Annotated in this window: 13 protein-coding genes; 1 reads left to right on the plus strand and 12 read right to left on the minus strand. The window is 73.9% G+C overall.

The genetic code is table 11. From position 1 onward, the window contains the following. Positions 1-129 precede the first annotated feature (129 nt). The 3 genes from E4099_RS21165 to E4099_RS21175 form a co-directional block, all read right to left on the minus strand. The gene (locus E4099_RS21165) at positions 130-396 is read right to left on the minus strand and encodes a metal-sensitive transcriptional regulator (RefSeq protein WP_135340674.1); all 267 of its coding nucleotides are present in this window, start codon (positions 394-396) and stop codon (positions 130-132) included. A gap of 46 nt (positions 397-442) precedes the next feature. Beyond that, positions 443-820 carry a thioredoxin gene (gene trxA / locus E4099_RS21170; protein WP_135340675.1) on the minus strand — a complete coding sequence of 126 codons (378 nt, stop codon included), beginning with the start codon at positions 818-820 and terminating at the stop codon, positions 443-445. Positions 821-935: 115 nt separating this feature from the next. Continuing rightward, on the minus strand, positions 936-2,309 hold the full coding sequence (locus E4099_RS21175) for an MBL fold metallo-hydrolase (RefSeq protein ID WP_135340676.1): 1,374 nt from the start codon (positions 2,307-2,309) through the stop codon (positions 936-938). A gap of 388 nt (positions 2,310-2,697) precedes the next feature. Between E4099_RS21175 and E4099_RS21180 the strand changes: the two genes are divergently transcribed. Further along, positions 2,698-3,264, plus strand: a complete 567-nt coding sequence (locus E4099_RS21180; protein ID WP_135340677.1) for a rhodanese-like domain-containing protein — start codon at positions 2,698-2,700, stop codon at positions 3,262-3,264. Positions 3,265-3,459: 195 nt separating this feature from the next. Here the strand turns inward: E4099_RS21180 and E4099_RS21185 are convergent, their stop codons facing one another. The 9 genes from E4099_RS21185 to E4099_RS21225 form a co-directional block, all read right to left on the minus strand. Then, a complete protein-coding gene (locus tag E4099_RS21185) occupies positions 3,460-3,726 on the minus strand; it encodes a metal-sensitive transcriptional regulator (RefSeq protein ID WP_135340678.1) in 267 nt (88 codons plus the stop codon). Positions 3,727-4,070: 344 nt separating this feature from the next. Beyond that, positions 4,071-4,445 (minus strand): roadblock/LC7 domain-containing protein, encoded by a 375-nt coding sequence (locus tag E4099_RS21190; RefSeq protein ID WP_135340679.1) that lies wholly within the window; start codon positions 4,443-4,445, stop codon positions 4,071-4,073. Positions 4,446-4,505: 60 nt separating this feature from the next. Next, positions 4,506-4,892, minus strand: a complete 387-nt coding sequence (locus E4099_RS21195; RefSeq protein ID WP_386388984.1) for a roadblock/LC7 domain-containing protein — start codon at positions 4,890-4,892, stop codon at positions 4,506-4,508. Between the two features lie 100 nt (positions 4,893-4,992). After that, positions 4,993-5,844 carry a transcriptional regulator gene (locus E4099_RS21200; protein ID WP_135340681.1) on the minus strand — a complete coding sequence of 284 codons (852 nt, stop codon included), beginning with the start codon at positions 5,842-5,844 and terminating at the stop codon, positions 4,993-4,995. Continuing rightward, on the minus strand, positions 5,841-6,194 hold the full coding sequence (locus tag E4099_RS21205) for a hypothetical protein (RefSeq protein WP_386388986.1): 354 nt from the start codon (positions 6,192-6,194) through the stop codon (positions 5,841-5,843). The genes E4099_RS21200 and E4099_RS21205 overlap by 4 nt, the downstream gene beginning before the upstream one ends. A gap of 276 nt (positions 6,195-6,470) precedes the next feature. Then, complete coding sequence (locus E4099_RS21210) at positions 6,471-9,068, minus strand: cation-translocating P-type ATPase (RefSeq protein ID WP_209446683.1); 2,598 nt, start codon at positions 9,066-9,068, stop codon at positions 6,471-6,473. 122 nt (positions 9,069-9,190) lie between these two features. After that, entirely contained in the window at positions 9,191-10,051 is an 861-nt protein-coding gene (gene ppk2, locus E4099_RS21215; RefSeq protein ID WP_135340683.1) for a polyphosphate kinase 2, read from the minus strand. Positions 10,052-10,273: 222 nt separating this feature from the next. Further along, the gene (locus E4099_RS21220) at positions 10,274-11,011 is read right to left on the minus strand and encodes an FAD:protein FMN transferase (protein ID WP_386388988.1); all 738 of its coding nucleotides are present in this window, start codon (positions 11,009-11,011) and stop codon (positions 10,274-10,276) included. Further along, positions 11,004-11,312: FMN-binding protein (locus E4099_RS21225; protein WP_135340684.1), on the minus strand; the 309-nt coding region annotated here is incomplete at its 5' end. The genes E4099_RS21225 and E4099_RS21220, both read right to left, overlap by 8 nt.

Genomic DNA, 11,312 nt, shown 5'->3' on the forward strand with positions numbered 1-11,312 from the left:
CCGTACGGCGGGCGGCCCCCGACGTGTCCGGCGCGAGCGGGGTGACGGGCCGCGGGGTTGCGGCGGAGGGGACCTGGACACGCGCCGGCCGGCCGCGGGGGCGCGGCCGGCGAAGGAGAGTGGCAGGCCTCAGGCCAGGGTGAGGAAGAGCTGCTCCAACTCCCGGCTGTCCATGGTCGGCGATCCGTCCTCGGCCGTGGTGAGGCAGTAGGGCATCCGCGAGGCCACGATCTTGAAGCCGGCGCGGTCCAGCGCCCGGGAGACGGCGGCCAGCTGGGTGACGACGTCCTCGCAGTCGCGCCCGGCCTCGATCATGGCGATGACGCCGGCCAGCTGCCCTTGGGCGCGGCGCAGCCGGTTGAGGACGGCCCTGGTCGCCTGCGGATCCACCTGCATGTCGATGCTCCTTCGCCGGTGGGGTGGTGCGGTGGTGTGCGCGGGGTCAGGAGACCTCGCCGGCCTCGGTCTGCTGCGCGATGCGACGGCGGACCTCGTCCATGTCCAGCTCCTCGGCCTTGGTGATCAGCTCCTCCAGGGCCTGCTCGGGAAGGGCTCCGGGCTGCGCGTACAGGACGACACCGTCCCTGACGATCATCAGCGTCGGGATGGAGGAGATCTGGAAGGCGGCGGCCAGTTCGGGCTGGGCCTCGGTGTCGACCTTTCCGAAGACGGCGTCCGGGTGCCGCTCGGCGGCCTTGTCGTAGACGGGGGCGAACGCGCGGCACGGGCCGCACCAGCCCGCCCAGAAGTCGATCAGGACCAGACCCGGACTGTCCACGGTGGCCTGGAAGTTGTCCGCGGTCAGGGTGAGGGTCGCCATCGCACGTCTCCTTGTCTTGGTCGGCCAGGGACTCACAGATACCCCGGCGGGTATATCAACGGATGGGTGCGGGCGGGTATTCCGCCGCCCGCACCCATGGGTCCGCCGCGGCGGGTCAGGCGGCGGACTGCCAGGCCTGGTAGCCGCCGAGGAGGTCGTGGACCTCGGTGCGGCCGCGCTGCCGCAGCAGACTGGCGGCGATGGAGGAGCGGTGACCGCCGGCGCAGTGCACGACGAGACGGCCCTCGCTCGGCACCTCGTCCAGGCGCGCCGCGAGTTCGGCGAGGGGGATGTGCAGGGCGCCCTCGATGTACTGCCCGTTCTCGCGTTCGCCGCAGTTGCGCACGTCCAGCACCAGCGGCGGCCGCTCGGAGGCGAGTTCGGCACGCAGCGCGTCGGCGGTGAGGCGGCCGGCCTGCCGCATGTCGCCGGAGCGGTCGCGGAAGAGCTGCTCGGGGTCGGCGGCGTGGCCCAGGACGCGGTCGAAACCGATGCGGGCGAGGCGGGTGACGGTCTCCTGCGCACGGCCTTCGGGGGCGATGACGAGGATCTCGTCGGTGGGCGCGAGCACACTGCCGGCCTGTTCGGCGAAGCGGCCCTCGATGGAGACGTTGACGGCTCCGGCGAGGTGGCCGGCGGCGAACTCCAGGGGGTCGCGGGCGTCCAGCACCAGGGCACCGTCGGCCCGCAGCGCGGCGAACTCCTCGGCACCGAGCGCGCGGGACGCCTGGCTCGCGTCGAACAGGTCGCGGTTGCGGCGGTTGAGGTCGGCGTCGTAGGAGAAGTAGCCGGGGGCCGCGGGCTGGCCGGCCGTGACCAGCGAGACGAAGGTGTCCTGGTCCATGGGGCGGCAGGCGTAGTTGGTCCGGCGCTGCTCGCCGATCGTGGACCAGCGCTCGGTGGACAGGTTCTTGCCGCACGAGGACCCGGCGCCGTGCGCGGGGAAGACCCGGACCGCGTCGGGCAGCGCCAGCAGCTTGCGGTGCACGCTGTCGTAGAGCATCGCACCCAGTTCCCGCGCGGTGACACCGACGGAGGCGAGCAGGTCGGGGCGGCCGACGTCGCCGATGAAGAGCGCGTCACCGGTGAGGACACCGTGGGGGACGGCATCGTCGGCGTGCTCGAACACCAGGATGCTGATCGACTCCGGGGTGTGCCCCGGGGTCTCCATGATCTCCAGGGTGACCTCGCCGAGGCTGATCCGCTCACCGTCGCCGAGCTTGCGGATCGCGTACTCGGTCTCGGCGCGCCTGCCGTAGCCGATCCAGGCACCGGTGCGCTCGGCGAGCTCCAGGTGCCCGGCCAGGAAGTCGGCGTGGAAGTGGGTGTTGATCACCGCCTCGACGGTGAAGCCGTGCTTCTCCGCGTCCGCGACGTACGCGTCCACGTCCCGGCGCGGGTCCACGACCACGGCGCGACCGGTGGTCTCGTCACCGATGACATAGGCGGCCTGGGACAGGCAGTCCAGATAGTGCTGGGCGAAGTACACGGGTGCCTCCCTGTGCGGGCTGATGCGGTGGAACTGGAAGCGCGTATGCCCCCAGGGGTATGGTGCCGGTCGGCCGCATACCCGGTCGGGTATTACGCTTCCAGCATCGTATACCTGGGGGGGTATATGCAAGCGCGGTGGATCAGCATGGGAAAGGACCAGGTCAGACGCCTCTGTCCGTCCCTCGCCCACCGCGCAGAAGACCGGACGGCCCGGCTTGCCGGGGTCGCTCGCGGCCGAACAGGCCACCCGATGACCGCGCCCGCCCGGCCTGCTCGCCGGCATCGCGCCGACACCGAGCACGCGGCTGGTGCGCTGACGCCGGCCTCGGCCCGCCTCCGCACGCGAACCACTCCCGTATCACCGTTTCGAAAGGACCGCCCCGCCCATGACCACGTCCCTGACCGTCGCCGAGCTCAAGCCGCGACTCGAGCTCCTCACCGTCATCGATGTGCGCACCCCCGCCGAGTACGCCGGCGGCCACATCCCCGGCGCCCGCAACGTCCCGCTCGACCAGCTCGCCAAGGCCGTGCCGGCGCTCCGCTCGGCCTCCGAGCGCACCGGGATAGCCATCGTGTGCGCCTCGGGAAACCGCTCCGCCACCGCCTGCCGGCAGCTCGCCGACGCCGGCATCGCCGTGCTGGACGTCGCGGGCGGAACCACCGCCTGGGCACAGCAGGGCCACCCGCTCGACCGACCGGCCGGAGGCCGTACGGTGTGGGCCCTGGACCGCCAGGTCCGCTTCGTCGCGGGCGTGCTGGTCCTGATCGGCGTGCTGGTGGACCTCGCCCTGCCCGGTGCCCACTGGGTCTCCGCGGCCGTCGGCGCGGGCCTGGCCTTCTCGGCCCTCACCAACACCTGCGCCATGGGCGCCATGCTCGGCAAGCTCCCCTACAACCGCCCCAAGGCCGCGCTTCCCAGCCTCGACGACACCCTCGCGGCCCTGCGCCGGTAGCCCCGCGTCACCGCCCCCGGAACGACACCGGGGGTACACCGACGGCGCCGACGGTCTCCCTGCCGTCGGCGCCGTCAACAGGCCCGTTTCCTTGTACGCGTGGCGCCCGGGCTGGGCCGCCGCCCTCTGGACGCGCGGCGTCGAGCCCCGGCCGCGCCATGTGCTCGACCGGCGCCCCCGATCGGGGCCGCGGCCTCAGGCGAGCGCCAGGAACAGCTTCTCCAGCTCTTCCTCGCTCATCGGGGCGGCGCCCTCGTCCGCCTCGGCCAGGCACTGCCGCATGCCGCTGGCCACGATCTTGAACCCGGCCCGGTCCAGTGCCCGGGAGACGGCGGCGAGCTGGGTCACCACGTCCTTGCAGTCGCGTCCGGCCTCGATCATCGCGATGACTCCGGCCAGCTGCCCCTGCGCGCGGCGCAGCCGGTTCAGCACCGGCGTCATGGCCGTCTCATCCACCTGCATGTCTGCCTCCTCCTTCGACCAGCAACTGTACCCCGGCGGGTATTCCCCGAGGCGGGGAGCGGGAGCGCGGAGGGCGTGGGGCAGCGCGGGCGTCGGGCGGCGCGGGCGGGAGAAACCCGGAGGCCGAGAGGGCCGGCGGGGCCGGCGGGCGACAGGGGTGCGTCAAGGGCGGGGTTCGCGCGCGGCCCCACGAGGCACCCGGGGAAGGCCAGGAGTGGTACCCATCTCATGCCCCCGCGGAGGGCCCCCGCGGGCCCGGCAGGACGGCTCGCCCACTGCCATGCGTGTGGCGGCGTCACCGGGCCCGGGGGCAGACCGGCCGTTCCGGCGAGGAGCTCGCCGGGTCAGATCTCGAGCTCGGACTCGATCCGGCGCAGCTGGTGCCGGGCCATGGCCAGGTTGGCCCGCTTGCGGTCCAGGGCCAGGTAGAGGAACAGGCTCGAGCCGGCGCGGCTGGTGAGCGGCCGGATCAGGTGGTACTGGGAGCTCAGGGTGATCAGGATGTCCTCGATGCTCTCGCCGAGGTTGAGTATCTCGATCGCGCGCAACTTGGCGCGCACCACATCGGTGTTGCCGGCCGCCGCGACGGTGAGGTCCAGTTCGGGCCCGCCGCCGAGGGTGCCGAGGGCCATACCGCTGTTGTAGTCGACCAGCGCGACGCCGAGGGCGCCGTCGATCGAGCTCATCGCGTCCTTGAGGGACATGTCGGTGTTGGGCACGGTGGGGTTCCTCTCCGGTGGAGTGTGAATGGGGTTGTCGTTCGGTCGCTCGGGACGGAATCAGGGTTGGATCTGCCGGCGCAGCACCGCCTCGGTGTGTTCGGCGATGCGGCTCCCGGCCCGGCGGGCCTCGAAGTGCAGGAGGCCCACATTGGCGTCCGGCCCGGCGAACAGGGTCAGGACGACCGAGGCGCCGACCGCGTAGGTGGCGATGTAGCCGTGCTCGCCCCGGGTCAGCAGTTCCTGGAACGCGCCCTGGCCGGTGGCCTCGGCCAGGCGCGCGCCGACGCCCAGTGCCGCGGCGGTGAGCGCGGCGACCGCCTCGGGTTCCGGACCGTCGACGTCATGGGTGAGGACCAGTCCGTCGGTGGTCGCGAGCAGGCTGCCGGTCAGGTAAGGCACCCTGCCACGCAAGGCTTGGAGTTCTGCCAGGACTTCGGGTAGCACGATCGACTCGCGATCCTGCGGCAGGGGTTGCCGCCATCCGGAGCGGGGGCGAAGGGCGCGCTTCATGACGGGGCGGTGCCTTCGGTGATGGGCGGAACACTCACAGCTTGGCCTCCAGTGCGGCTCGTAGTCGCAGCAGCAGAGCGACTTCCGGGTCTGACGGGTCATGGCGTGGTTCGGTCCGCGAGAGGGGTGGGGGTGGCCTGTCCGGCACGGCCGGCGCCGGCGCGATCGGGTCCGGCGCGGCGGACGGTACGGCCCGCAGCCCCGGTGTCTCGATCAGCCCCGCCGCCGCCAGTTGCCGGACGTCGAGCAGCGTGCCGAAGGCCGACCGCCGCAGCAGTCGGGCGATCTCCGGCGGGGTCCGCAGACCGTCGGCCGCCGCCAGCACCGCGTGCTGCCGGGCCGGGCGTACCGCCAGCCGCCGGCCTCGGGCTGCCTGCCGGTGGTGGCAGGTCACCGCCGCGGTGTCCACATCGGGCCAGGGCCATACGCGGTCCAGGAGCGCCAGGCGCTGCCCGACGGCCTCCCGCAGCGCATCGGCGGACAGGGCGTGTACGGCGGCCAGACGCGGCGGTTGACCGGTTCGGAAGGTGAGGGGGGCGCGGTCCTGCTGGAGGGCGAAGTAGGCGGCGTCCAAGAGGGCGGAGAGCTGGCACAGTTCCCGTTCGCAGGCGCCGAGGAGGCCGGCGGCGGGGGTCTGCGCCCCGGCCGGCGGGGGCGGTCGCCGGTCTCCGGCGAGCAGGGTTTCGACATCCGGGGCGAGGGGGCTCTCCGCGTGGACCACGGCGCCGTCCGTCAGGTACACGCTGCCGGCGGGGCCCGTCAGGGCGCCGGTGGCGCCTTGCGCGCACAGTTCGCCGAGTGCGGCCTGGAAGGTGCTGGGCGGGAGTGAACCGGTGCGGCGTCTTCGCCGCGGCAGGGGCGCGGGCGGCCCGGGGCTCGGGGTCATGACGTGGAGACCATCCGGTCGATGATGGCGGTCAACCGTATTCGGGCCATCGCGAGATTGGCCGTGTTCCGGTCGAGCCGCAGATGGATGAGGAGATTGCCGTCGAAGGAGGTGTCCACGAATCTGAGCAGGTGGTAGACGCTCGCGGAGGTGACGATCACGTCTTCGGCCGAGGAGCCGCCGGCACCCGGGTCGGCGAAGGCCTGCCGCAGCATCACCACGCGGGCCAGCTCCGCCGCGTCGGCGGCGTCCGCCGCCGGGTCGCCGTCGGGCCCCGTGCCGGCCGCGCTGAGCACGAGTCCGCCGGTCCAGTCCACCAGGGTGACCCCGAGCGCCCCGGTGATGCTCATGGCTTCGGCAAGACATCGATCGATCGATGACACCGCCACGTCCCCTCCCTCGACCATGACGCACTGTCGCCGCTTCGTCACAGCACCGGCTCGACGCGTGACACTACCGGGTGCGGGTTCCAGGACCCGCAGTTTTCGCCATACCCGAACGGCATATGCCAACTTGTGATATCGCTCGAGGCATCCCCAACTTCCCATCAACCACACCGGGTTGGGAACCACGCCGCGGACGACACCCGCCACCCGAACGCCGGCGCCGGCCATCGCGCGCCGCTCTCACTGAGCCGGAACCGGCCCGGTCGGTGGCCGCTCGGGATGGAAGCGGGTCTGCATCCGCATGGCCACGTGGCCGACACCGGACAGGGCGCAGGCGAGCAGCAGTTCCGGAACCGTCAGGGCCTCGGTGCCCAGCAGGTGGCGCAGGGGCGGCAGCAGCACGCCGGCCACCTGGAGGGCCAGCGCCCCGGCCACCGCCACCAGCAGGAAGGGATTGGCCGTGGTGCCGGGGCGGGCGCGCGAGCCGAGCGCCACGCCGAGCTGGGTCGCGCCCAGGACCAGGAAGACCAGTGACTGCCAGGGGCGGTCCGTGTGCCGGGCCCAGACCCCGATCACCAGGGTCACCGCGGCCACCAGGGTGCCCATCACCAGGATGCGCGGCACCAGGCCGGCTCCCAGCACGCTCTCCTCCGATGGCCGCGGCGGGTGCCGCATCACCCCCGGGTCCACGGGTTCGGCGCCCAGGGCCACCCCCGGCAGGCCGTGGGTGAGCAGGTTGATCCACAGGATCTGGGCCGGCAGCAGCGGCAGCGGCATCCCCAGGAACGGGCCCAGCAGCATCACCAGGATCTCGGCGGTGCCGCCGGCCAGCCCGTAGAGCAGGAAGCGGCGCACATTGGCGTAGACGCGACGGCCCTCCTCGACGGCGGAGACCACCGTGCCCAGGTCGTCGTCGGCCAGGACCAGGTCGGCGGCCTGCCGGGCCACCTCGGTGCCGCGCCGCCCCATGGCCACCCCGATGTCGGCCCGCCGCAGGGCCGGGCCGTCGTTCACCCCGTCGCCCGTCATCGCGACCACGTGCCCCGCCGTGCGCCAGGCCTGCACGATGTCCAGCTTCTGCTCCGGGGAGGTGCGGGCGAACACCCGCACCCCGGTCAGCCCGCCCGCCGTCCCCTCCCGGATCTGCTGTCCCGTCACGATCCGCTCTTCCGGGGCCGTGATGCCCAGGCGCCGCGCCACGGCCCCGGCGGTCAGCGGATGGTCGCCGGTGATCAGCACCGGCGCGATCCCCGCCCGGCGGCAGGCGGCGATGGTGGCCGCGGAGGCCTCTCGCGGCGGGTCCACGATCCCGATCAGTCCCTGCAGTTCGAGTCCCGTCTCCCAGGTGCCGGAGCCCGGCCCCTCGGTGCGGCGGGCGGTGGCCACGGCCAGCACGCGGAAGCCCTCCCGCGCCCATCGCTCGGCCTCGGCCGCGGCCCGTGCGCGCGCCTCGGGCGCCCCGTCCAGCACCCCGCCGCCCAGCACGGCCTCCGGCGCCCCCTTGCAGGCGACGTACAGTCCGCCGTCCGGGGCGCGGTGGACCGTGGTCATCCGTTTGCGGGTGCTGTCGAACGGCACCTCGTCGACCCTGGGCAGCTCGCTCTCCAGCGCCGCCTTCACCAGCCCCAGCCGGCCTCCCGCGACCAGCAGGGCGGCCTCGGTCGGATCGCCCAGCGCCTGCCAGGCGGTGTCGGCCTCCCGGGGCGGTTGGAGCCCCGCGTCATTGCACAGCATGGCCGCGGTCAGCAGGGCACTCAGGTCGGGGGCGCGCTCCGCGGTGACGGGCCGGCCGCCACGCAGGACCTCTCCGGCGGGCTGGTAGCCGGTGCCGGTGACGGTCGCCTCACCGGCCGGGGTCCACAGCCGCTCGGCCGCCATCCGGCCCTCGGTCAGGGTGCCGGTCTTGTCCGTGGCCAGCACCGACACGGAGCCGAGGGTCTCCACCGCGGGCAGTCTGCGGACGATCCCCCGGCGATCGGCCATCCGCCGGGCGCCCAGCGCGAGCGAGAGGGTGATGACGGCGGGCAGCGACTCGGGGACCGCCGCCACCGCCAGGCTGATCGCGGCGACCACCATCAGCTCCACCGGTTGCCCGCGGGCCAGCCCGAGCGCCAGCACCACGGCGCTGAGCAGGACGATCACCGCGGCCAGCGTGCGGCCGAACCTGGCCAGCCGGCGCTGGAGCGGGGTGAGGCCCGGCGCCCCGCCCAGCAGGCCGGCGATCCGGCCCAGCGCGCTGTGCACCCCGGTGCCGGTCACCCGGGCGCGCCCCCGGCCGCGGACGACCACGGTGCCCGCCGACAGCGCGTGGCCGGCCCCCGGGTCGTCCCCGGCCGCCTTCTCCACCGGGACGGACTCGCCGGTCAGCGCCGACTCGTCCACCATCAGCCGGACGGCGGCCAGCACATCCGCGTCGGCGGGCACGATGTCGCCCTCCGCCAGCAGCACCACATCGCCCGGCACGACCTCGGCGGCCGGGACGGACCGCTCGCGCCCCTCGCGCACCACCCGGGCGGTGGGCGCGCTCATCGCCGACAGCGCGGCGACGGCCTGCTCCGCCCGTACCTCCTGGACCACGCCCACCGTGGTGTTCACGACGATCACCAGCAGGATCACCGCGGCGTCCGGGAAGTCCGCGGTGGCCAGGGTCAGCACGGCGGCCGCCAGCAGCACCAGGATCAGCGGGTCGCGCAGTTGTCGCAGCACGCGCCGCCATACGGGGGTGGTCTGCTCGATGACCACCGTGTTGGGCCCGTGGGCCGTGAGCCGGCGCGCCGCCTCCGGTTCGGACAGCCCCTCCGCCTGCTCGGCCGCCGGTCCGAGTAGCTCACCACCCACTGCGGGCCTCCGCTGGCTCCCAGGCGGAATCGGTCCCTCCCACGCTAGAGGCGATCACGGCGCGGCGCACGGCCGGCCGCGGCGGGCACCGCCGCACAACCACCGTGCCCGGCCCTCCGGCCTCAACCGCCCGTCTCCGGGCCCCGCTCCTGGGAGAGTGCGGCCGCGTGGTCGGGGACGTAGCGGTAGAGGTGGCGCGGTGGGCGGCGGTAGCCCCGGGACGGGGGCCGCGGGGGCAGGGGCAGTTCGGGCCAGGGCACCCGCTCGTACGGCACCGACTCCAGCAGGTGGGCGATCATGTTGAGGCGAGCGGCCCGCTTGTCGTCGCCCTCGACGACGTACCAGGGCGCCTCGGGGATGTCGGTGTGGGCGAACATCTCGTCCTTGGCCTGCGAGTACGCCTCCCAGCGGGTGATGGACTCCAGGTCGATCGCGGAGAGCTTCCAGCGGCGGGTGGGGTCCTGGGCACGTTTGCGGAACCGGTCCTCCTGCTCGGCGTCGCTGACGGAGAACCAGTACTTGCGGAGCAGCACGCCGTCTTCCACCAGCATGCGTTCGAACTGCGGGCACTGGCTCAGGAAGCGCCGGTATTCCTCCTCGGAGCAGAAGCCCATCACCCGCTCCACTCCGGCGCGGTTGTACCAGCTGCGGTCGAACAGCACGATCTCCCCGGCGGCCGGCAGATGGGCGACATAGCGCTGGAAGTACCACTGCGTCCGCTCCCGCTCGGTCGGTACGGGCAGGGCCGCGATCCGCGCGATCCGCGGGTTCAGCCGCTCGGCGAGCCGCCGCACCGCGCCGCCCTTGCCCGAGGCGTCCCGGCCTTCGAAGACCACCACCAGTCGCGCGCCGTCTCGGCGCAGCCACTCCTGCAACGTGACCAGCTCCGCCTGGAGCCGTCTGAGTTCCCGTTCGTACACCTGCCGGGTCAGGCGCTCCGGCTGGTCGCCGCCGCCCGCGTCCGGCGTGCTGGTCCCGTCCATCCCACTCGCCCCTGTCCTGGGGAACCGGTCGATGCCCGCGCCCCTCCCCCACCATGGTCGGCGGCCCACGGGTCTGCCAGTGCGGCCCGGCACATGGCCGAGGGGACGGGGCGGAGCCGAGGCGGCGCGGAACCGGGGCGGTCGGGGTGCGGGCGACCGGTCACGGCTCGGGGCGGAGGGTGCCCGGGCGCCGGGTGGCCGGTGAGGGCCCGGGGCCGGTGCTCAGCGGGTCGGCGGCGGCGCGGGGGTGAGCGCCGCCAGCTCGTAGCCGGGTACGGAGCCGATCCATGCCTCCGCCGCGGGCCCCATCACCAGCGCGGCGGTGGCATAGGTGTCCGCCCAGGTCAGGGAGGGGCCGATCACCGTTGCGGAGAGCAGGTGCCGGGCCGGGGCGCCGGTTCGGGGATCGTGTACGTGAAGGCCGCGCTCCGCTGTCCCGGAGGTGGCCACCGCCAGGTCGCGGCCGGTCACCACGGTCAGCAGCCGGCCGGGGCGCAGCGGGTCCGCGATGCCCACGCGCCAGGGGACGCCCGGGGACGCCTCGCCGGTGAGCTGGAGGTCGCCGCCGCCGTTGACGCAGGTGTTGCGGGCCCCCGCCGCGTACAGCAGGTGTGCGGCGCGCTCCACCGCCCAGCCTTTCACCAGGCCGGACGGGTCGAGTCGGCCACCGGCCCGGGTGCTGAAGCAGCCGTTGGTGGTCCGCTCGGCCCGCTCGCACAGCGTGAGTACCTCGGCCACCAGGGGATCGCACTCCCCCACCGTGGTCTCGCCCCGGTCCAACCGGCTGACGGCGCTGTCCGGTCGGTACGGCGAGAAGACGGCGTCCACCTGGTGCAGCCAGGCCACGGCGCCGTGGAGCGCCTCGGTGATGGCGGGGGTGGCCGGGTCCCGGATGTCGAAGGAGAACACCGTGCCCATGGCGTGCTCGACGTGCCGCAGCCCGCGGCCCGGCTCAGGCACCGGCCCGGTCCAGAGCGCTCTGCAGGGAGGCGACATAGCCCTGGCTGGTGTAGGTGGCCCCGGACACCGCGTCGATGTGCGCACTCTGCGCGTCCAGCGCCTCACGGGTCAGCCGGGGCACGGCGGAGGCGGCGATCTCCCGGTCCCGGCCGTTGTCCGAGGGGGTCTGGACCGCCCTGATCTCGGTGATCCGGCCGTGCTGGAGGACCGCGGCGATCTGCACCGGCCCGTACCGGGTGTGGATGACATCCCCGGTGAAGGTGCCGGTCCGGCTGCCGGTGGACGCCGAGTGGCCGGCGGG

The sequence above is a fragment of the Streptomyces palmae genome (genome assembly GCF_004684805.1).
In the GTDB taxonomy this organism is placed as follows: domain Bacteria; phylum Actinomycetota; class Actinomycetes; order Streptomycetales; family Streptomycetaceae; genus Streptomyces; species Streptomyces palmae.